Here is a 21,353-nt window from a genome sequence, read left to right on the forward strand (position 1 = left end):
ATTCAAATTAGTAAAAACAATCAATTTAAATAGTTAATACAATGGCAGATCTTAAAGCATTCGCTGAGCAGTTAGTTAATTTAACTGTAAAAGAGGTAAATGAGTTAGCCGCAATTTTAAAAGATGAATATGGTATCGAACCTGCCGCTGCTGCCGCTACTGTAGTAGCTGGAGGTGGAGCCGCTGGCGAAGGTGCTGCTGAAGAAGAGAAGTCTTCTTTTGATGTTGTCTTAAAAGCTGCAGGTGGACAAAAATTGGCGGTAGTTAAACTTGTTAAGGAATTGACAGGTTTGGGACTAAAAGAAGCCAAAGAAGTCGTAGACAGTGCTCCTAAAGCTGTTAAAGAAGGAGTAAGTAAAGAAGAAGCGGAAGCTCTTAAAAAGCAACTTGAAGAAGCTGGAGCTGAAGTTGAGCTTAAATAGAATTGAATAGCCAACTCCGATTGGATTTGGTTAATCAGCATTAGACCTGACTTATCAGTCAGGTCTTTTCCTGTTTATGGACAGTAAATAAATTGCACTTTTTTAAGTGTAAATTGTCCTATATTTATAAAAACTTTCACTAAAATTATATACTGCCTTGGCTATCCAGAATCAAACCGAAAGGAAAAGTTTCTCATCCATAAAGGTAGTCAAAGACTATCCGGATTTCTTAGATATTCAGCTGCAATCTTTTAAAGATTTCTTCCAGTTGGATACTCCTGCAGAGAAAAGAAGGCAGGATGGTCTTTTCAAGGTGTTCTCTGAAAATTTTCCCATCAGTGATTCCCGGGAAAATTTCACCCTTGAATTTATCGACTATACCGTAGATCCTCCCAAATACAATGTTTCCGAAAGTATCGACCGGGGTCTGACTTATTCAGTTCCCCTAAAAGCAAAATTGCGATTGCTCTGCTCTGATGAAGACAATGAGGATTTCGAAACGATTGAGCAGGAGGTATTTCTAGGAAACCTCCCCTACATGACCGAAAAGGGATCTTTTGTAATCAATGGAGCAGAGCGCGTTATTGTATCTCAGCTCCACCGGTCACCTGGTGTTTTCTTTGCCCAAAGTAAACACACCAATGGTACCAAGCTTTATTCTGCCCGGATCATTCCTTTTAAAGGTTCCTGGATAGAATTTGCTACTGATATCAATAATGTCATGTATGCCTACATTGACCGGAAAAAGAAATTCCCGGTTACCACCCTTTTACGGGCCATCGGATATGGATCTGATAAGCAGATTCTGGACTTATTTGGTCTTTCCGAAGAAGTGGAATCCAATAAGTCTAACCTAAAGAAAATCATTGGCAGAAAGCTAGCGGCGCGTGTTTTACGGACCTGGGTAGAAGACTTTGTGGACGAAGATACCGGAGAGGTGGTTTCTATTGATAGGAATGAAGTCTTATTGGAAAGAGATAGCATCCTTACGGATGAAGATATTGAGTTGATTTTGGAATCGGGCACCAAAAGCGTTATTCTCCACAGGGAGGACGTTAATATTGCCGATTATTCCATTATTTATAATACGCTACAGAAAGATAACTCCAATTCTGAAAAAGAGGCAGTAGAAGTAATTTACCGGCAACTGCGGAATACAGAAGCTCCGGATGAAGCGACCGCAAGGGAGGTAATCCACGGGTTGTTTTTCTCTGATAAGCGTTACGACCTGGGAGAAGTAGGCAGGTACAGGATAAATAAAAAACTCGGACTGGATATCGATTCTGAGAAAATCGTATTGACTACCGAGGATATTATTTCCATTGTAAAATACCTGATCGGGCTTATCAACTCCAAAGCTGTGGTCGATGATATTGACCACTTGAGCAATCGTCGGGTAAGAACCGTAGGTGAGCAGCTTTACAGTCAGTTTGGTGTCGGGTTGGCACGAATGGCCCGAACGATCCGTGAGCGGATGAATGTTCGGGACAACGAAGATTTTAAACCGGTTGATCTGATTAATGCCAGAACGCTGTCTTCTGTGATTAACTCCTTCTTTGGTACCAACCAGTTGAGTCAGTTTATGGACCAGACCAATCCCTTGGCCGAGCTAACCCACAAAAGAAGGTTATCTGCGCTGGGTCCTGGTGGACTTTCCCGGGAACGTGCTGGATTTGAGGTACGAGACGTGCACTACACGCACTACGGTCGTTTGTGTACCATCGAAACCCCGGAAGGGCCCAATATTGGGTTGATTTCTTCTCTTTGTGTACACGCAAAGGTTAATAGCATGGGCTTTCTGGAAACTCCCTACCGAAAGGTTAGTGAGGGTAAAGTAAGTATGAATGCTGAAGACATCGTATTCCTTACGGCGGAAGAAGAGGACGACAATAATATTGCGCAGGCCAATGCGCCTCTGGATGGAAAAGGAAACTTTGTAAATGATAAGGTGAAAGCCAGGTTTGAAGGTGATTTCCCGGTCTTGGAACCGAAAGAAATATCCTATATGGATGTGGCACCCAACCAGATTGTTTCGGTGGCGGCTTCCCTGATTCCGTTTCTGGAGCATGATGATGCTAACCGGGCCCTGATGGGTTCCAACATGCAGCGGCAAGCCGTTCCCTTGTTAAAAGCAGAGGCACCGATCGTCGGTACCGGACTGGAAGGAAAGGCAGCAATCGATTCACGTTCGCTGATTCTTGCAGAAGCAGACGGAGTCGTAGACTACGTGGATGCCGAAAAGATCGTCACCAAGTACGAGCTTTCCAGCGATGAATTGCTGGTAAATTTCAGTGATGAGTATAAAACCTATGACCTGATTAAGTTCCGACGGACCAATCAGGACACGACGATTAACCTTACCCCAATTGTCTTAAAAGGACAAAAGGTTAAAAAAGGACAGGTGCTCGTGGAAGGGTATTCTACCAATAAAGGAGAACTTGCTTTAGGCAAAAACCTGTTGGTCGCCTACATGCCCTGGCAGGGTTACAACTTTGAGGATGCTATTGTAATATCCGAGCGGGTGGTGCGAGAAGATGTCTTTACTTCCATCCATATCGAGGAATTTCAGTTGGAAGTCCGGGACACGAAACGCGGAGAAGAAGAGCTTACTTCAGAGATCCCAAATGTATCGGAAGATGCTGTTAAAAACCTGGACGAAAACGGTATTATCAGGGTCGGATCGGAAATAAAAGAAGGAGACATCATCATCGGAAAGATTACTCCCAAGGGTGAAACGGATCCTACTCCGGAAGAGAAACTGCTACGGGCCATATTCGGTGACAAGGCGGGTGACGTAAAGGATGCCTCTTTGAAAGCCTCCCCTTCCTTAAACGGAGTGGTGATTGAGACGAAGTTGTTTTCACGGCCTAAAAAGGACAAGGACCTTCGAGCGAAAGCGAAAGCGGAAGTAGAAAGGTTAAAGCAATCTTACAGTAAGGATTTACTCGCTGTTCGGGCGCGAATGATTGATAAACTGGTGCAGATTCTTGAAGGGAAAGTTTCCAATGGCGTTCGTCATAAGTTTGGAGATGAGATCATCAGTAAGGGAATGAAGTTCAATTACCAGAACATTGAAAACAACCTATTCCCAGCAAAAAACCCTTACAGGGACGAGAGTAATTACAACGTGGCTGAGGAGGTAAACCTGATATCCGATATTATCTTGGATGACTGGACCGATGATGCCCATGCGAATGCACTTGTTCAGAAGTTGGTTAAGAACTATACCAATACCCGCAATGAAATTTCAGGAATTTTCAAGCGGGATAAGTTTACCCTTGAAGTAGGAGATGAATTACCTGCGGGGATTGTTCAGTTGGCGAAAGTTTACGTAGCTAAAAAGCGAAAGCTAAAAGTTGGCGATAAGATGGCCGGTAGGCACGGTAACAAAGGGATTGTGGCTCGTATCGTTCGGGATGAGGACATGCCCTTCCTGGAGGACGGTTCTCCTATGGACATTGTACTTAACCCGCTTGGTGTACCGTCGCGGATGAATATTGGTCAGATATTCGAAACGGTTTTGGCTTGGGCAGGCAAGGAATTAGGAAAGACCTATGCCACTCCAATATTTGACGGAGCGACTACCGATGAGGTAGCTGCCGAGTTGGATAAAGCTGGGCTGCCTTCTTTTGGTAGGACCTACCTGTTCGACGGACTGACCGGTAAGAAATTTGATCAACCCGTCACCGTGGGCGTTTCCTACATGCTGAAACTCGGTCACCTGGTGGACGATAAGATGCACGCCCGGTCCATCGGACCGTATTCGTTGATTACCCAGCAGCCATTGGGTGGAAAAGCCCAATTTGGTGGTCAGCGTTTCGGAGAGATGGAAGTGTGGGCACTGGAGGCTTTTGGTGCATCGCACGTGTTGAGAGAAATCTTAACGGTAAAATCCGATGATGTCATTGGCAGGGCCAAGGCCTATGAATCCATTGTTAAGGGGGAAAATTTACCAAAAGCAAACATACCTGAGTCTTTCAATGTATTGGTACATGAACTCAGGGGACTTGCATTGGAAATTACGCTTGACTAACTTAGAAACCAATAGGCCTTTCGGGGCCATCAAATACACAAAAAAACTATGGCGTTCAGAAAAAATAAGAAACTAAACAACGACTTTTCCAGAGTCACCATTAGTTTGGCTTCACCTGAGTCCATCCTGGACAGTTCGCATGGGGAAGTTACACAGCCAGAAACGATCAATTACAGAACTTACAAACCCGAGATGGGTGGATTGTTCTGTGAGCGGATATTTGGGCCGGTTAAGGACTGGGAGTGTCATTGTGGAAAATACAAGCGCATACGATATAAAGGGATTATTTGTGACCGCTGCGGTGTGGAAGTCACTGAGAAGAAGGTAAGAAGAGAGCGAATGGGGCACATCGAATTGGTGGTTCCTGTGGCGCATATCTGGTATTTTAAATCCCTACCCAATAAGATTGGTTACCTGTTGGGTTTGCCTACTAAAAAGCTCGATCAGATCGTATATTACGAACGGTATGTAGTCATTCAGGCCGGTATTAAAGCGGATGATGGCTTACAATACCTGGATTTCCTTACGGAAGATGAATACCTGGACATCATGGATAAGCTTCCTAAGGAAAACCAAATGATGGACGATGATGATCCCAATAAATTTATTGCCAAGATGGGCGCTGAGGCGTTGGAGATGCTTTTGGCAAGATTGGATTTGGATGATTTGTCCTACAGTTTGCGACATCAGGCAGCGACCGATACTTCTCAGCAGCGAAAAGCAGAGGCGTTGAAGCGATTGAAGGTAGTAGAAGCATTTCGAGACGCCAGGACCAGAATCGAAAATCGTCCGGAATGGATGGTCGTACGAATGGTTCCGGTGATTCCGCCAGAACTTCGTCCTTTGGTTCCCTTGGATGGAGGAAGGTTTGCCACTTCTGATTTGAATGATTTGTACCGGAGGGTAATCATTCGAAACAACCGATTGAAGCGACTGATAGACATCAAAGCTCCGGAAGTAATCCTTAGAAATGAAAAAAGGATGCTTCAGGAAGCGGTGGACTCTTTATTCGATAATTCCCGGAAAGTAAATGCCGTAAGATCCGATGGAAACAGGGCCTTAAAATCCCTTTCTGATATGTTGAAAGGAAAGCAAGGCCGGTTCCGTCAGAACCTTTTGGGTAAGCGGGTGGATTATTCCGGCCGATCCGTAATTGTCGTCGGTCCTGAGTTGAAGTTGCACGAATGTGGGCTGCCCAAAAATATGGCAGCGGAATTGTTCAAGCCTTTTATTATCCGAAAACTTATTGAAAGAGGGATCGTAAAAACGGTAAAGTCTGCTAAGAAAATAGTAGATAGGAAAGACCCGGTGGTTTGGGACATCCTGGAAAATGTATTGAAGGGACACCCTGTTTTGCTTAACCGGGCACCAACCTTGCACCGTTTGGGAATACAGGCATTCCAGCCCAAGTTGATTGAGGGTAAAGCCATACAGTTGCACCCATTGGTATGTACTGCCTTTAACGCTGACTTTGACGGAGATCAAATGGCGGTACACGTTCCGTTGGGACACGAAGCCATATTGGAGGCATCCACGCTGATGCTTTCTTCCCATAATATTCTTAATCCCGCTAATGGAGCTCCTATCACCGTTCCTTCTCAGGACATGGTGCTTGGATTGTACTATGTGACCAAGGGAATGAAATCTACCGAGCAGTTTCCGGTAGAAGGAGAAGGCATGACCTTCTACGGTCAGGAAGAGGTGTTGATAGCCTTGAATGAGGGAGCCATATCCAAACATGCGCACATAAAGTGTAAAGTGAAGGTACGGAACGAGGATGGAACGCTTTCTGAAAAAATTGAAGATACCGTAGCTGGCAGATTGATTTTTAATCAATTTGTGCCAGAGCAGGTAGGTTATGTGAATGAATTGCTGACCAAAAAGAAATTGCAGCAGATCATTGCAGAGGTCGTAAAGATTTGCGGCATTGCCCGTTCCGCTCAGTTTCTGGATGATATCAAACATTTGGGATTCCAGATGGCTTATCAGGGCGGTCTGTCCATGGGATTGGACGATGTGATCATCCCTGAAGACAAGGAACCACTGATAGAAAAAGCCAAAAGTGAGGTGGACCAGGTATGGAACAACTACCTCATGGGTCTGATTACAGACAATGAGCGGTACAATCAGGTAATTGATATCTGGACCCGAACCAATTCAAACCTGACGAATATACTTATGCGTCAGATGGAGGAAGATAATCAGGGTTTTAATGCCATCTATATGATGATGCACTCGGGAGCCAGAGGTTCGAGAGAGCAGATTCGACAGTTGGGAGGAATGAGAGGTCTGATGGCCAAGCCACAGAAAAACCTGCAAGGTTCTGTGGGAGAGATCATCGAAAACCCCATTTTGTCTAACTTTAAAGAAGGGTTGGACGTATTGGAGTACTTTATCTCTACACACGGAGCCCGAAAAGGTCTTGCGGATACGGCACTAAAAACTGCCGATGCAGGGTACCTGACCCGACGATTGGTGGATGTGGCTCAGGACATGATCATTTCAGAAGAAGACTGCGGAACCCTCAGAGGGTTGGTCGTTCAGGCATTGAAAGACAACGATGAAATCGTTGAGCCGCTATCTGAGCGGGTAGTAGGAAGGATCGCTGTTCACGATGTGATCGATCCCATTACAGAAGAGGTAATCATCGAATCAGATGAGGAAATCACGGATGTGGTGGCAAAAGCCATTGATGAATCCGCTGTTGAGGAAGTGGAAATCCGTTCGGTACTTACCTGTGAAACGCGCAGAGGAGTATGTTCAAAGTGTTACGGTCGTAACCTTGCCACTGGTAAAAAGGTGCAGGTGGGCGAGTCCGTAGGGGTAATTGCCGCTCAGTCGATCGGGGAACCGGGAACTCAGCTAACCTTGCGAACCTTCCACGTAGGTGGTACCGCTTCGAATATTTCCGTAGAAGCCAGTATTAATTCTAAATTCGATGGTGTCATTGAGTTTGAAGAAGAGTTAAGATGGATCAAGACAACCAACAAGGATGGAGAAGAAGTTTCCATCGTAATGGGAAGATCTGGTGAGATAAAAGTAAATGATGTGAAATCAGGCAAGACCCTGGTTTCCAACCATGTTCCTTATGGTGCCGTCCTGAATGTAACGGATGGACAGAAAATCGGCAAAGGTGAATCTTTGTGTACCTGGGATCCTTATAATGCGGTAATTCTTTCCGAGTTTGATGGTAAAGTTGATTTTGAGGCGATTATTGAAGGAGTTACTTACAAAGAAGTAGCGGATGATCAAACCGGATACCGGGAAAAGGTAATTATCGACACCAAGGATAAAACCAAGAACCCTGCAGTAGTGGTGGATCATGGTGAGGAATCCAAATCGTATAACATCCCGGTGGGAGCCCACCTTTCGGTAGAAAAAGGGGAAGAGGTTAAGGCCGGTCAGATTCTGGTAAAAATACCTCGATCGGTAGGTAAGACCCGGGATATCACCGGAGGTCTGCCCCGGGTAACGGAGTTATTTGAAGCCAGAAATCCTTCCAATCCTGCGGTAGTATCCGAAATAGATGGCGTGGTAATTTACGGCGGTATTAAGAGAGGAAACCGGGAGATCTTCATTGAATCCAAAGACGGCGTTAAAAAGCGGTACATGGTTTCGCTTTCCAAGCATATTTTGGTTCAGGAAAATGACTTTATCCGTGCCGGAGAGCCCTTGTCAGATGGTGCCATTACGCCAAACGACATCCTTTCAATCAAAGGCCCTACGGCTGTTCAGGAATATCTGGTAAATGAAATCCAGGAAGTATACCGATTGCAGGGCGTGAAGATCAATGATAAGCACATTGAAGTGATCGTGAGCCAGATGATGCAAAAAGTAGAAATTCTGGATGCGGGGGACACCGGGTTTTTGCAAAACCAGATTGTAGACAAATGGGCGTTCCGTGAGGAAAACGACATGATCCTTGACAAGAAGGTGGTCATGGAATCAGGTGATTCTGCTACGTTGAAGCCGGGAATGATCATCACTGCCAGAAGGCTACGGGATGAAAATTCAAGTCTGAAGCGGAAGGATATGAAGCTGGTTCAGGTTCGGGATGCGCAAACGGCAGTTTCGCAGCCTACCCTGCAAGGTATTACGGCATCTTCTTTGGGTACGGAAAGCTTTATTTCCGCCGCTTCCTTTCAGGAAACTACCAAAGTTTTGAGTGAAGCAGCTATTCGCGGCAAGCGAGACGAGCTGTTGGGCTTGAAAGAAAACGTGATCGTTGGTCACTTGATACCAGCAGGTACCGGACAGCGGAAATTCAATAATTTGATCGTGGGATCCAAGGAAGAATACGAAATGCTAGTGGCTGAAAAAGAGAGCAGCAGCAAGAAGGTTCGGGAAACCATCAAGTAAAATAAAAGTACAGCGTAAAAAGGCCTGCACCAGACGGCAGGCCTTTTTTTATTTCTAACCGGGTAACAAACACTTATGGAAGACGATAAGACACCTGATAAAGAGCAACAGCAGATCAATGTGGAGTTGAGTGATGAGGTAGCAGAAGGGATTTACTCCAATCTGGCGATGATTGCCCATTCTAATTCGGAGTTTGTAGTGGATTTTATCAGGCTAATGCCGGGTATACCAAAGGCCAAGGTTAAATCCAGGATCATCATGACCCCGGATCATGCCAAACGCTTACTATTAGCCTTGAAGGATAACATAGAGAAGTATGAAAAAGCCTTTGGAAAAATCCAAGGGGGAAACGAGGCTCCTAAATTCCCACTTAATTTTGGTGGTACAGCAGGAGAAGCTTAAGAGAGGGTTCTATTTTATCCGCTTCCCGTTGTCCGAACAAGGGTTGGCCGGAGTGGATTAAAATATAACTCCTTAATTTTGTTTGTTTTATTGATTTGGTTACCTTTGCAATCCGAAATTTATAAGTTTAAAAGCAGAATAATTAATTTATCTATTAATGCCTACTATACAACAGCTAGTTAGAAAAGGTAGAACCACTCTTGAGAGCAAATCCAAGTCAAGAGCTTTGGATGCCTGCCCTCAACGGAGGGGCGTGTGCACAAGGGTGTACACCACCACGCCAAAGAAGCCTAATTCTGCCATGAGAAAAGTGGCCAGGGTTAGATTGACCAACGGTAAGGAAGTCAATGCCTACATCCCCGGAGAAGGGCATAACCTTCAAGAACACTCCATTGTACTGATCAGAGGAGGAAGGGTTAAAGATTTGCCAGGGGTTCGGTATCACATCATCCGTGGTGCGCTGGATACTGCAGGAGTGAAAGACCGTAAACAAGGGCGTTCCAAATACGGAGCGAAGCGACCAAAGGCCGCCAAAAAGTAATTAAAAAATGATAGCATAAAATGAGAAAAGCGAAACCAAAAAAGAGGTATATTCTTCCTGATCCCAAATTCAATGACACTTTGGTCACCAGGTTTGTCAATTGTTTGATGGTAGATGGTAAGAAAAGTATTGCTTACAGGATCTTTTACGATGCCATAGAAAAAGTAGAAGAGAAAGTAGGTGAGAATGGTCTTGAGGTTTGGAAAAAGGCGCTTAACAATATTACTCCAGCTGTAGAAGTGAAGAGTCGTAGGGTTGGTGGAGCTACTTTCCAGGTACCTTTGGAAGTAAGACCAGAGCGAAAAATATCCCTGGGAATCAAGTGGATGATAACCTTTGCAAGAAAAAGAGGAGAAAAGACGATGATGGATCGATTGGCTGGAGAAGTCATTTCAGCATCTAAAGGTGAAGGAGCTGCAGTCAAGAAAAAAGACGATACGCACAGGATGGCAGAAGCCAATAAAGCATTCTCGCATTTTAGATTTTAATAGATAATGGCAAAAAAAGACTTAAAATATTTAAGAAACATTGGTATCATGGCTCACATTGACGCCGGAAAGACGACCACTTCCGAGCGTATTTTGTATTACACCGGGTTATCTCATAAGATCGGTGAAGTACATGATGGAGCGGCTACCATGGACTGGATGGAGCAAGAGCAAGAGAGGGGGATCACCATTACCTCTGCTGCGACAACCACTAAGTGGAAGTATCCTACCATCCAGGGACTGGCCAATGATGATACCAAAGATTATCAGATCAACCTGATTGACACGCCCGGTCACGTGGATTTTACGGTAGAAGTAGAACGTTCGCTAAGAGTATTGGATGGGGCGGTGGCCTTGTTCTGTGCCGTATCGGGTGTGGAACCTCAATCTGAAACCGTTTGGAGACAAGCTGATAAATACCACGTTCCAAGAATCTGTTTTGTCAACAAGATGGACAGGGCAGGAGCGGATTTTTTTAATGCGGTTACTGAAATTAAAGAAAAACTAGGTGCCAACCCCGTTCCCCTTCAGATTCCGATCGGAGCGGAGGATACTTTCAAGGGAGTGGTGGATCTGATTACAAACCAAGCTGTCGTTTGGAATGAGGAAGACCAGGGCATGACTTATAAAGTGATCGATGTTCCCGAAGATCTAAAAGAAACCGTTGCGGAATACAGACAGAGTCTGGTAGAGCAGGTTGCTTCTTACGATGAGGCATTGATGGAAAAATTCTTTGAGGATGAAAACTCCATCACCAAAGAAGAAATGATGACTGCCATTCGGAAAGCGGTGATCAACATGGATTTCTCTCCTGTACTTTGTGGTTCTGCTTTTAAAAATAAAGGAGTACAGGCCTTGTTGGATGCGGTTATAGCTTACTTGCCTTGTCCGTTGGATTTGCCAGCGGTAAAGGGAACGGATCCTGACACCGAAGAAGCCGTACTGAGGCATCCCGATAGTGATGATCATTTTGCTGCGTTGGCATTTAAAATTGCCACAGATCCTTTCGTAGGCCGGTTGGCTTTTATGAGGGTGTATTCGGGCAAACTGGAAGCCGGTTCCTATGTGTTCAACACCAGAACAGATAAAAAGGAAAGGATTTCCAGACTGCTTCAAATGCACTCCAATAAGCAAAACCCGATCGATCGGGTTGAAGCAGGTGATATTTGTGCCGGTGTGGGCTTTAAAGACATTAAGACCGGAGATACCCTTTGTGATGAGAAGCATAAGGTGGTCCTGGAGGAGATGACATTCCCTGAGCCGGTGATCGGCTACGCCATTGAAGCCAAAACACAGGCTGATGTGGATAAATTGGGTATGGCCATTTCCAAATTGGTAGAAGAAGATCCCACCTTGCATGTGAATACTGACCATGAAACCGGTCAGGTAATTCTTCGGGGAATGGGAGAGCTTCACCTGGAGATCATTATTGACCGCTTGAAGCGGGAATTTAAAGTGGAGATCAATCAGGGTGCTCCTCAAGTTGCCTATAAGGAAGCCTTGTTTACCAGCGTAGAGCATAAGGAAGTTTATAAAAAGCAGACGGGTGGTAAAGGTAAATTTGCCGATATCGTCTTTGAAATGGGGCCAAGAGAGCCGGAACCAGAAACCAATGAGATTAAGCCGGGCTTGGATTTCGTCAATGGTATTGTTGGCGGGGTGATTCCGAAAGAATTTATTCCTGCTATTCAAAAAGGATTTGCGGATGCGATGAAAAACGGTCCGTTGGCTGGCTATCCGATCGAGGCCATGAAGGTACGCTTGTTCCACGGTTCTTTCCACGATGTGGATTCGGATGCGATTTCTTTTGAGATGGCGGCCAGAATAGGTTTCAAGGAAGCTGCCAAAAAATGTAAGCCTCAATTATTGGAGCCGATTATGGCAGTGGAAGTAGTTTCCCCTGATGAATACACAGGACCTGTTACAGGTGATCTTAACCGTAGGAGAGGCCTTATGAAAGGCATGGACACCAAAGGTGCCGCCACGGTAATCAAGGCTTCTGTTCCATTATCCGAATTATTTGGATATGTTACTGATCTTAGGACCATCTCCTCAGGAAGGGCTTCTGCTTCGCTTACCTTTTCACATTATGATCCCGTTCCAAATAATATTGCTGAGGGCATTATTGCCAAAGTAAAAGGAGAGAAGGCATAAATTTATCTAAAATGAATCAGAAAATCAGAATAAAGTTAAAGTCATACGATCACAGTCTGGTGGATAAGTCATCGGAGAAAATCGTCAAAGCTGTCAAATCTACAGGTGCCGTGGTGGTAGGTCCCATTCCCCTACCTACCAAGAAAGAGAAATTCACCGTATTGAAATCTCCGCACGTGAATAAAAAGGCCAGAGAGCAATTTCAGCTTTGTACGTATAAGAGACTTGTGGATATTTATTCCAACAGCTCCAAAACCGTGGATGCCTTGATGAAAATTGAACTTCCCAGTGGAGTGGATGTAGAGATCAAGGTCTGACCTTCTCGAAGCATGTCCTTTGAAAGCCCGTACCAAAAATGGTACGGGCTTTTTTCGGTTCGTCAGATTTGCTATGATTTTGATCGCCGGAAAATAATCTCTTGTAAACAGGGCTCGTAGTAGCTAATTGTTTGAAAATATTCAGGTTGCGATTTGCAGGCTGAAATTAAATTACTAACTTTGCAATCCTTTAAAAGGGCACAGGTGTGTAAATGCTTGTGTATCATCGTATATTATATATCCAAAGATGTCTGGAATAATAGGTAAGAAAATCGGAATGACTAGTATTTTTAGTGCCGATGGACGTAATGTCGCATGCACGTTAATAGAAGCTGGTCCTTGCGTAGTAACGCAAGTAAAAAATGTTGAATCAGACGGGTACAACGCTGTACAATTGGCGTATGGGGAGCGTAAAGAGAAAAACACGCCCAAACCATTGATCGGTCACTTTAAAAAGGCCGGCACCACGCCAAAGCAGAAAGTTGTTGAATTCAGGGATTTCAGAGTGGAATTCGAAGGCCAGGTGGACATGGGTAAGACCGTGATATCCGACCAGGTTTTTATAGAAGGAGACTTTGTGGATGCCATCGGAACTTCCAAAGGAAAAGGTTTTCAGGGGGTGGTAAAGCGACACGGCTTCGGCGGTGTGGGCGGTGCGACTCACGGACAGCATAACCGGCAAAGACACCCCGGCTCCATAGGTGCCTGTTCCTGGCCCTCCAGGGTTTTCAAGGGCATGCGAATGGCCGGAAGAACCGGAGGAAACAGGGTCAAAGTACTCAATTTGAAAGTACTTAAAATTTATCCTGAAAAGAACCTGCTTTTAGTTAGTGGGTCCATACCGGGAGCCAAAAATTCTTTTGTGATTCTAGAGAAGTAAGAAGATGGAATTAGCAATATTAAAACAAACCGGTGAAGACACCGGAAGGAAAACGCTTTCGGAGGATGTTTTCGCTCTGGAGCCTAATGATCATGCCATATACCTGGATGTCAAGCAATACTTGGCAAACAAGAGACAGGGAACGCATAAATCAAAGGAACGAGCTGAAATCACTGGTTCTACCAAGAAAATCAAGAAACAAAAAGGTACTGGCGGTGCGCGTGCCGGATCTATCAAGTCTCCCATTTTCAGGGGAGGGGGTAGGGTATTCGGACCGAGACCCAGAGATTACTCCTTTAAGTTGAATAAAAAGCTGAAGCAAGTAGCCAGAAAGTCTGCCCTTTCCTATAAAGCGAAAGAAAACGGACTGGTAATTTGCGAAGACCTGGTTTTTGATGCACCGAGAACCAAGGAATATATTAAGCTGCTGGCCAACCTATCCTTATCGGATAAGAAAACACTACTGGTCGTAGCGGAGAATAACAAAAACCTGTATTTGTCTGCCCGGAATTTGCAAAAAACAAAAGTTCGGATGGTGAATGAATTGAACACGTACGAGTTGCTGGACGCTGATCGTCTGGTCCTTTGTGAAGGTGCAGTGAGTAAATTAGAAACCCTTTTATCGAAGTAAAATCATGGATATATTAAAAAGACCTTTGATTACAGAAAAGATCTCGGCCATGAACGAGCGTGGTGTCTATGGTTTTGTGGTTGAAAAAACTGCAAAAAAGCCACAGATCAAGGCTGCTGTTGAAAAAATGTACGGGGTCAAGGTAGTGGATGTGCGGACGATGCGCTATGCTGCCAAGAAAAAGACCCGATACACAAAAGCTAAGATTGTTTCCGGATATACCAATACATTCAAGAAGGCAATCGTGCAGGTGGCAGAGGGTGAAATCATTGATTTTTACGGAGAAATTTAATTGAATCAAAGCAATGGCAGTTAAGAAATTAAAACCTGTAACCCCCGGTACCCGATTTAGAGTAGCTCCTTCTTTTGATGAGATTACTAAATCCACACCGGAAAAGAGTCTTTTGGCTCCTCTAAAGAAGTCCGGTGGGAGAAATCATACTGGTAAAATGACTTCCCGATACCTGGGAGGTGGACATAAAAGAAAACTAAGAGTTGTAGACTTCAAGAGAACAAAGGAAGGCATCCCTGCAGTGGTCAAGAGTATTGAGTACGACCCAAACAGAACCGCAAGGATTGCTTTATTATTCTACGCTGATGGAGCCAAAGCATATATGCTGGCACCTGAGGGCCTTGAGGTAGGACAGACGGTTTTATGTGGCGAGAAAGCCAGCCCGGAAGTGGGTAATACCTTGTTTATGAAGGATATTCCATTGGGTACGATTATTCATAACATTGAATTGAAGCCTGGTAAAGGTGGTGCGATGGCCCGAAGTGCGGGTGGTTATGCGCAGTTATTGGCCAGAGAGGGGAAATACGTTACTGTAAAGCTTCCTTCTGGAGAAATGAGAATGGTGCTTGCAAGCTGTAAAGCTACCATTGGTACTGTTTCTAATGGAGATCACATGAACGTGGTGCTTGGAAAAGCGGGTCGAAAGCGATGGTTGGGTAGAAGACCCCGAACCAGAGGCGTGGCGATGAACCCTGTTGATCACCCTATGGGTGGTGGTGAAGGCCGATCTTCAGGAGGGCATCCTCGTTCGAGAACCGGCTTATTGGCGAAGGGTAAAAAGACCCGTTCGGACAAAAAATATTCTAATAAATTTATCATTAGCAGAAGATCTAAATAAACATGGCACGTTCATTAAAAAAAGGCCCATATATAGAGCATCATTTGGCAAAAAAGGTGGATGTCATGAACGATTCCGGGAAGAAGTCTGTGATCAAAACCTGGTCAAGGCGTTCCATGATATCTCCGGATTTTGTAGGGCATACCTTTGCCGTGCATAATGGAAACAAGTTTATCCCCGTGTTCGTGACTGACAATATGGTTGGGCACAAACTGGGGGAGTTTGCACCTACCAGAAATTTCCGTGGACACATTGCCAAAAAAGATAAAGGAAAGAGATAATCATGGAAGCAATAGCAAAATTAAATAATGTTCCTACCTCTCCCAGAAAAATGCGTTTGGTAGCGGATTTGGTCCGGGGAAAGAAAGTAGGTCAGGCATTGAGTATCCTGAAATTTACACCTAATCATGGTGCGATAAGGTTGGAAAAGCTGTTATTGTCAGCAATTGCAAACTGGCAGGCAAAAAACCCGGATGAGAAACTGGAAGACGCAGAGCTGTATGTAAAGACCATCGCAGTAGATAGCGGTAGAATGCTGAAAAGGCTTCGACCTGCTCCTCAGGGTAGGGCCCATAGAATCCGTAAAAGATCAAATCATGTAACGCTAATAGTAGACTCCTACGAAGGAGACGTTACCGCTGATATTGTTGAATCAAATGAAAATGAAGACTAAAATATGGGACAAAAAGTTAACCCAATTGGTTTAAGGCTTGGTATCATTAAGGGGTGGGACTCTAACTGGTATGGTGGACGTGATTTCGCCGAAAAGCTTTTCGAAGACCAGAGTATCAGGAATTACGTTTTTGCGAGAATTCCTAAAGGAGGAATTTCAAAGGTAATTATCGAGCGCACCCTGAAGAGAATTACGCTGACGATACAGACTGCCCGACCTGGGGTGGTTATTGGTAAAGGCGGATCTGAGGTAGACAAGTTACGAGAGGAGCTTAAGAAGCTAACCAACAAGGATGTTCAGATCAATATTTTTGAGATCAAGCGACCGGAACTGGATGCTAAATTGGTGGGAGAGTCCATTGCCCAGCAGTTGGAAGCCAGAATTTCGTTCCGTAGGGCAATGAAACAATCCATAGCCGCTACCATGAGGGTAGGTGCAGAAGGGATTAAAGTAAAGCTTTCCGGAAGATTGGGTGGTGCTGAGATGGCCAGATCAGAGATGTATAAAGAAGGTAGAATTCCCCTTCACACCATTCGGGCAGATGTGGATTATGCTATTTCAGAAGCACAAACCGTATATGGTAAAATCGGAATTAAAGTATGGATCTTCAAAGGTGAAGTGTATGGAAAGAGAGATCTTTCCCCTAACCTAAGCGCGGGCAACGATCCTAAAGGCAATGCGCCTGCAGGAAACAGGAGAAGAAGAGAGGGTGGCCCGAAGAGAAGAAAAAGAAATAACTAAACATCTTTAACTGAGCAATCATGTTACAGCCAAGAAGAACGAAATTTAGAAAAATGCATAAAGGGAGGATCAAGGGGATTGCCCAGAGAGGTCATACATTGGCTTTTGGCAATTTCGGCATCAAATCCCTTGAGCCTGGATGGATCACTTCAAGACAAATAGAAGCTGCCCGTATAGCGATGACACGTGCTATGAAGCGGGAAGGACAGGTTTGGATTCGAATTTTTCCAGATAAGCCCATCACCAAGAAGCCTGCAGAGGTGAGGATGGGTAAAGGTAAAGGAGCTCCCGAATACTGGGTGGCAGTAATCCGTCCCGGGACGATCCTTTTTGAAGCAACCGGAGTTCCGATAGCAGTGGCCCAGGAGGCCTTGAGATTAGCCCAACAAAAGCTACCGGTAAGCACGAAATTTGTGGTACGAAGAGATTACGCTGGATCATAAGATGATGAAAAATTCTGAAATCAATGCTCTGACAGAGAGCGAAATCACGGAGCGGATTACCGCAGAAAAGGAGAACTTGACAAAACTACGTTTTGCTCATGCCATTTCTCCGATAGAGAATCCTAATAGAATCAGAGAATCTAGGCGTTTGGTCGCAAGATTGAATACTTTTTTACGAGCCAAACAACTAGCTAAATAAGAAACAAAATGGCTACTATAGAAAGAAACCTACGCAAGGAAAGAATAGGTAAGGTGGTTAGCAACAAAATGGATAAATCCATCACTGTAGCTGTGGAGAGGAGAGTAAAACATCCTATGTACGGTAAATTTGTTGGTAAAACCACCAAATTCACAGCTCATGACGAAAACAATGATTGCAATCCGGGAGACCTGGTTAAAATCAGCGAAACGCGTCCGCTGAGTAAAAATAAACGATGGAGATTGGTCGAAATAATTGAAAGGGCTTTATAAATCATGATACAACAGGAATCCAGATTAAGTGTAGCGGATAATTCAGGTGCCAAAGAAGTACTTGTCATTCGCGTATTGGGAGGAACCAAAAGAAGGTACGCCTCTATTGGAGACAAGGTTGTGGTGACTGTAAAATCAGCCCTATCGTCCAGTAATATGAAAAAAGGTACCGTTTCCAGAGCGGTAATTGTAAGGACACGAAAAGAAGTCCGAAGAAAAGACGGGTCTTATATCCGATTTGAAGATAATGCTGCCGTGCTTCTCAATAACAATGACGAACCCAGGGGGACCCGTATATTCGGCCCTGTAGCCCGGGAACTCAGGGAAAAGCAGTTTATGAAAATTGTATCTTTGGCCCCCGAAGTATTGTAAAAATGGAAAGAAAATTCAATAAACAACCCAAATTGCACATCAAATCAGGAGATACCGTATTGGTACTCTCCGGAGATGAAAAGGGCAAAAAAGGTAAAATCCTTTCTGTCGATCAGACCAAAAGAAGAGCTATAGTGGAGGGATTGAATATGGTAACCAAACATATCAAGCCAACCGCAAACACTCCTCAGGGCGGTATTGAAAAGAAAGAAGCACCTATCCACATTAGCAATTTGCAACTAGTGGATCCCAAAACGGGCGATGCTACCCGAATTGGGAGAAAGAGAAATGAAGACGGAAAATTAGTAAGGTACTCTAAGAAAACCGGGGAGGTGATCAATGGCTAAACCTAGATTAAAAGAAAAATTCGATAGTGAAATCACGTCGGATCTTAAGGATAAGTTTCAGTTTTCAAGTGTGATGCAGGTTCCTAAATTGGTCAAAATTGTTTTGAACAAAGGAATCGGTGCCGCTGTGGCTGATAAGAAATTGGTTGATCAGGGAGTGGAAGAGCTTTCATTAATCACCGGTCAACGTGCAGTGGCGACAAAGGCAAAGGTTTCAATCTCCAACTTTAAGTTAAGGGATGGGATGCCTATTGGAGCAAAAGTGACCTTGAGAGGTGACCGCATGTTTGAATTTCTGGATCGTCTGGTAAGCATTGCGCTTCCCCGGGTTCGGGATTTTAAAGGAATCTCCGACAAGGGATTTGACGGTCGTGGTAATTATACCTTGGGCGTGACCGAGCAAATTATCTTTCCTGAGATCAGTATAGAAAAGGTAAATCGGATTTCCGGAATGGACATCACCTTGGTAACCAGTACGAACAGCGACGAAGAAGCGTATGCGTTGTTGAAATCCCTTGGGATGCCTTTCGTTAATAAAAATAAAGAAGAATAAACATGGCAAGAGAATCGATCAAAGCCCGCGAACGAAAAAGAGAGCGCTTGGTGGCAAAATATGCCAAAAAGCGTGCTGAACTTAAAGCTGCCGGCGATTATGAAGCATTGGATAAGCTTCCAAAGAATGCTTCTCCAGTTCGACTTCATAACCGGTGCAAGCTTACAGGCCGCCCTAAAGGGTACATGAGAAAATTCGGTATTAATCGGGTGACTTTCAGAGAAATGGCTTCAGCAGGTAAAATCCCGGGAGTGACCAAGTCTAGCTGGTAAAAATTATATAATAGTTTTTATTCTAAATTTCATTGTGTAACTTTGCAGGCCCGTTCGGGTTTTGCAGTTAGACTAATACAAATATGACTGATCCAATAGCTGATTATCTCACCAGGTTGAGAAATGCCATCAAGGCCTCTCACCGGATAGTAGAAATGCCTGCTTCTAATATGAAAAAAGAACTGACAAAGGTTCTTTTTGATAAGGGTTACATCCAGAATTATAAATTTGTGGAAGAGGGTCCTCAGGGAACCATCAAGATTGCCTTGAAATACAATCCTCAAACCAAAGAAAATGCGATCGTTAACCTTTCTCGAATTAGTAAGCCTGGTTTAAGAAAGTATGTAAATAAAGATTCCCTTCCCAGAGTAATTAATGGATTGGGAATTGCCATTTTATCCACCTCCAGAGGAGTAATGACTGACAAAGAAGCCCGCGTCGAAGGAGTGGGTGGAGAAGTGCTTTGTTACGTTTATTAATGCATAGATATGTCTAGAATAGGTAAAAAACCGATAAATATACCCGCGGGTGTGACTGTAGACGTTTCTGATCACAATCAGGTAACTGTTAAAGGTCCCAAAGGTACACTGGTTCAGGAAGTTAATCCTGATATTTCAGTAAAAGTAGCCGACAATCAGGTGGTTCTGGAAAGACCTACCGATTCGAAACGGCACAAATCATTGCACGGACTGTTCCGTTCGCTAGTGAACAATATGATCATTGGTGTAAATGAAGGATATAAGAAAGAATTAGAGCTGGTAGGTGTGGGTTATAAGGCCACTAACCAAGGTCAGGTTCTTGAACTTTCCCTGGGCTATTCCCATAATATCTTTTTAATGGTCCCACAGGAAGTAGCTATCAAAACAGAAACCCCCAAAGGAAAAAACCCCTTGATCTCACTGGAAAGTATTGATAAGGAGTTGATTGGTCAGGTTGCTGCAAAAATCAAATCTTTACGTAAAGTAGAGCCATTTAAAGGCAAAGGGGTACGATTTGTAGGCGAGTATGTTAGACGTAAAGCTGGTAAAACTGCTGCTAAAAAATAATTAAACGATGGCTTTCAAGAAAAAAATCAGAAGACTAAGAATAAAAAAAGGTATTCGAAGGAAAATTTCCGGTACCGATGCCCGACCCAGACTTTCTGTGTTCAAAAGTAATACAGGGATTTATGCACAATTGATTGACGATTTAAAAGGTCAAACCCTTGCAGCTGCTTCCTCTAAAGAACTGGGTTCCAGCAAAAATGTAAACGTGTCTGTTTCGAAAGAAGTAGGAAAGAAGCTCGCTGAAAAAGCCGTAGGTAATGGCCATAATGAAGTTGTTTTCGACAGAAGCGGATACCTTTACCATGGAAATGTAAAAGCTTTGGCCGAAGGAGCCAGAGAAGGAGGCCTTAAATTTTAATCATTATGTCCCAAATTAGTAAAAAACCCATTCGGGCTACAGATACAGAACTAAGCGAAAAAGTCGTTGCCATTAACCGGGTCGCGAAAGTAGTTAAAGGAGGTCGTCGATTTTCTTTCTCAGCAATCGTGGTAGTTGGTGATGGTAAAGGTGTCGTTGGATTTGGTTTAGGAAAGGCAAATGAAGTAACGGATGCCATTACTAAAGGAATCGAAGATGCCAAGAAAAACCTGATCAAGGTTCCCATGCTTAAGGGGACAATCCCTCACGAGCAGTTAGGGAAATACGGTGGCGGTTTGGTGTTGGTCAAACCTGCAGCTCCAGGTACCGGTGTGTTAGCGGGAGGAGCCATGCGTGCCGTTTTGGAAAGCGCAGGGTATACCGATATTCTTGCCAAATCCAAAGGTTCTTCCAATCCGCACAATGTGGTGAAAGCTACCATTGACGCATTGGTCCACTTGAGAGATGCCATAGCTGTGTCTCAGCAGAGGAGAGTAAAATTATCGAAAGTATTTAATGGATAATCACATGGCTAAGATCAAAATTACCCAGATCAGAAGTATCATCAAGCGACCTAAAAACCAGAAGGCGACCATTACGGCCCTTGGATTAGGAAAAATCAACAAGACTGTGGAAAAGGAAAACACCCCACAGCTTCAGGGGATGATAAGTAAAGTAAGCCATTTAGTAAAGGTACAGGACGTTTAATCAATGGTGGTT

Annotated in this window: 27 protein-coding genes; all 27 read left to right on the forward strand. The window is 44.1% G+C overall.

Annotation, left to right across the window (positions count from 1 at the left end):
• Window positions 1–41 precede the first annotated feature (41 nt).
• A complete protein-coding gene (rplL, locus tag GJQ68_RS12715) occupies window positions 42–422 on the forward strand; it encodes a 50S ribosomal protein L7/L12 (protein ID WP_162341762.1) in 381 nt (126 codons plus the stop codon).
• 157 nt (window positions 423–579) lie between these two features.
• On the forward strand, window positions 580–4,455 hold the full coding sequence (gene rpoB, locus GJQ68_RS12720) for a DNA-directed RNA polymerase subunit beta (RefSeq protein ID WP_162417657.1): 3,876 nt from the start codon (window positions 580–582) through the stop codon (window positions 4,453–4,455).
• A gap of 48 nt (window positions 4,456–4,503) precedes the next feature.
• Window positions 4,504–8,814 (forward strand): DNA-directed RNA polymerase subunit beta', encoded by a 4,311-nt coding sequence (rpoC, locus tag GJQ68_RS12725; protein ID WP_162417658.1) that lies wholly within the window; start codon window positions 4,504–4,506, stop codon window positions 8,812–8,814.
• A gap of 75 nt (window positions 8,815–8,889) precedes the next feature.
• Complete coding sequence (locus GJQ68_RS12730) at window positions 8,890–9,216, forward strand: DUF3467 domain-containing protein (RefSeq protein ID WP_162341768.1); 327 nt, start codon at window positions 8,890–8,892, stop codon at window positions 9,214–9,216.
• Between the two features lie 157 nt (window positions 9,217–9,373).
• A complete protein-coding gene (gene rpsL, locus GJQ68_RS12735) occupies window positions 9,374–9,757 on the forward strand; it encodes a 30S ribosomal protein S12 (RefSeq protein ID WP_009053171.1) in 384 nt (127 codons plus the stop codon).
• A 20-nt stretch (window positions 9,758–9,777) separates the two neighbouring features.
• The gene (gene rpsG / locus GJQ68_RS12740) at window positions 9,778–10,245 is read left to right on the forward strand and encodes a 30S ribosomal protein S7 (RefSeq protein WP_162341770.1); all 468 of its coding nucleotides are present in this window, start codon (window positions 9,778–9,780) and stop codon (window positions 10,243–10,245) included.
• Window positions 10,246–10,293: 48 nt separating this feature from the next.
• Entirely contained in the window at window positions 10,294–12,399 is a 2,106-nt protein-coding gene (gene fusA, locus GJQ68_RS12745; protein WP_394351311.1) for an elongation factor G, read from the forward strand.
• A gap of 11 nt (window positions 12,400–12,410) precedes the next feature.
• The gene (rpsJ, locus tag GJQ68_RS12750; RefSeq protein ID WP_014020620.1) at window positions 12,411–12,716 is read left to right on the forward strand and encodes a 30S ribosomal protein S10; all 306 of its coding nucleotides are present in this window, start codon (window positions 12,411–12,413) and stop codon (window positions 12,714–12,716) included.
• Window positions 12,717–12,963: 247 nt separating this feature from the next.
• Window positions 12,964–13,596 (forward strand): 50S ribosomal protein L3, encoded by a 633-nt coding sequence (gene rplC / locus GJQ68_RS12755; protein WP_162341774.1) that lies wholly within the window; start codon window positions 12,964–12,966, stop codon window positions 13,594–13,596.
• Between the two features lie 4 nt (window positions 13,597–13,600).
• Complete coding sequence (gene rplD, locus GJQ68_RS12760) at window positions 13,601–14,227, forward strand: 50S ribosomal protein L4 (protein ID WP_162417660.1); 627 nt, start codon at window positions 13,601–13,603, stop codon at window positions 14,225–14,227.
• A 4-nt stretch (window positions 14,228–14,231) separates the two neighbouring features.
• Window positions 14,232–14,519, forward strand: coding sequence for a 50S ribosomal protein L23 (gene rplW, locus GJQ68_RS12765; protein WP_162417661.1), 288 nt, complete (start codon window positions 14,232–14,234; stop codon window positions 14,517–14,519).
• Between the two features lie 13 nt (window positions 14,520–14,532).
• On the forward strand, window positions 14,533–15,357 hold the full coding sequence (gene rplB / locus GJQ68_RS12770) for a 50S ribosomal protein L2 (RefSeq protein WP_162417662.1): 825 nt from the start codon (window positions 14,533–14,535) through the stop codon (window positions 15,355–15,357).
• A gap of 2 nt (window positions 15,358–15,359) precedes the next feature.
• The gene (gene rpsS, locus GJQ68_RS12775; RefSeq protein WP_073095400.1) at window positions 15,360–15,638 is read left to right on the forward strand and encodes a 30S ribosomal protein S19; all 279 of its coding nucleotides are present in this window, start codon (window positions 15,360–15,362) and stop codon (window positions 15,636–15,638) included.
• Between the two features lie 2 nt (window positions 15,639–15,640).
• Window positions 15,641–16,030, forward strand: coding sequence for a 50S ribosomal protein L22 (gene rplV / locus GJQ68_RS12780; protein ID WP_162341782.1), 390 nt, complete (start codon window positions 15,641–15,643; stop codon window positions 16,028–16,030).
• Window positions 16,031–16,033: 3 nt separating this feature from the next.
• Window positions 16,034–16,771 (forward strand): 30S ribosomal protein S3, encoded by a 738-nt coding sequence (rpsC, locus tag GJQ68_RS12785; RefSeq protein WP_162417663.1) that lies wholly within the window; start codon window positions 16,034–16,036, stop codon window positions 16,769–16,771.
• A 20-nt stretch (window positions 16,772–16,791) separates the two neighbouring features.
• Window positions 16,792–17,214 carry a 50S ribosomal protein L16 gene (gene rplP / locus GJQ68_RS12790; protein WP_162417664.1) on the forward strand — a complete coding sequence of 141 codons (423 nt, stop codon included), beginning with the start codon at window positions 16,792–16,794 and terminating at the stop codon, window positions 17,212–17,214.
• Window positions 17,215–17,218: 4 nt separating this feature from the next.
• On the forward strand, window positions 17,219–17,413 hold the full coding sequence (gene rpmC / locus GJQ68_RS12795) for a 50S ribosomal protein L29 (RefSeq protein WP_162341788.1): 195 nt from the start codon (window positions 17,219–17,221) through the stop codon (window positions 17,411–17,413).
• An 8-nt stretch (window positions 17,414–17,421) separates the two neighbouring features.
• Window positions 17,422–17,685 carry a 30S ribosomal protein S17 gene (rpsQ, locus tag GJQ68_RS12800; protein WP_162341790.1) on the forward strand — a complete coding sequence of 88 codons (264 nt, stop codon included), beginning with the start codon at window positions 17,422–17,424 and terminating at the stop codon, window positions 17,683–17,685.
• A 3-nt stretch (window positions 17,686–17,688) separates the two neighbouring features.
• Window positions 17,689–18,057, forward strand: a complete 369-nt coding sequence (gene rplN / locus GJQ68_RS12805) for a 50S ribosomal protein L14 (RefSeq protein ID WP_162341792.1) — start codon at window positions 17,689–17,691, stop codon at window positions 18,055–18,057.
• A gap of 2 nt (window positions 18,058–18,059) precedes the next feature.
• Window positions 18,060–18,404 carry a 50S ribosomal protein L24 gene (gene rplX / locus GJQ68_RS12810; protein WP_162417665.1) on the forward strand — a complete coding sequence of 115 codons (345 nt, stop codon included), beginning with the start codon at window positions 18,060–18,062 and terminating at the stop codon, window positions 18,402–18,404.
• A complete protein-coding gene (gene rplE / locus GJQ68_RS12815) occupies window positions 18,397–18,957 on the forward strand; it encodes a 50S ribosomal protein L5 (protein WP_162341796.1) in 561 nt (186 codons plus the stop codon). The genes rplX and rplE overlap by 8 nt, the downstream gene beginning before the upstream one ends.
• A 2-nt stretch (window positions 18,958–18,959) precedes the next feature.
• A complete protein-coding gene (gene rpsN / locus GJQ68_RS12820) occupies window positions 18,960–19,229 on the forward strand; it encodes a 30S ribosomal protein S14 (RefSeq protein ID WP_026956459.1) in 270 nt (89 codons plus the stop codon).
• Between the two features lie 83 nt (window positions 19,230–19,312).
• Window positions 19,313–19,708, forward strand: coding sequence for a 30S ribosomal protein S8 (rpsH, locus tag GJQ68_RS12825; RefSeq protein ID WP_162417666.1), 396 nt, complete (start codon window positions 19,313–19,315; stop codon window positions 19,706–19,708).
• Between the two features lie 9 nt (window positions 19,709–19,717).
• Window positions 19,718–20,275 carry a 50S ribosomal protein L6 gene (rplF, locus tag GJQ68_RS12830; protein ID WP_162417667.1) on the forward strand — a complete coding sequence of 186 codons (558 nt, stop codon included), beginning with the start codon at window positions 19,718–19,720 and terminating at the stop codon, window positions 20,273–20,275.
• A gap of 7 nt (window positions 20,276–20,282) precedes the next feature.
• A complete protein-coding gene (rplR, locus tag GJQ68_RS12835) occupies window positions 20,283–20,633 on the forward strand; it encodes a 50S ribosomal protein L18 (RefSeq protein ID WP_162341802.1) in 351 nt (116 codons plus the stop codon).
• Window positions 20,634–20,638: 5 nt separating this feature from the next.
• Window positions 20,639–21,157 (forward strand): 30S ribosomal protein S5, encoded by a 519-nt coding sequence (gene rpsE / locus GJQ68_RS12840; protein WP_162341804.1) that lies wholly within the window; start codon window positions 20,639–20,641, stop codon window positions 21,155–21,157.
• Window positions 21,158–21,161: 4 nt separating this feature from the next.
• Window positions 21,162–21,341 carry a 50S ribosomal protein L30 gene (rpmD, locus tag GJQ68_RS12845; RefSeq protein ID WP_235941480.1) on the forward strand — a complete coding sequence of 60 codons (180 nt, stop codon included), beginning with the start codon at window positions 21,162–21,164 and terminating at the stop codon, window positions 21,339–21,341.
• Window positions 21,342–21,353 lie beyond the last annotated feature (12 nt).

Source organism: Cyclobacterium roseum (assembly GCF_010119225.1).
Taxonomy (GTDB): Bacteria; Bacteroidota; Bacteroidia; order Cytophagales; family Cyclobacteriaceae; genus Cyclobacterium; species Cyclobacterium roseum.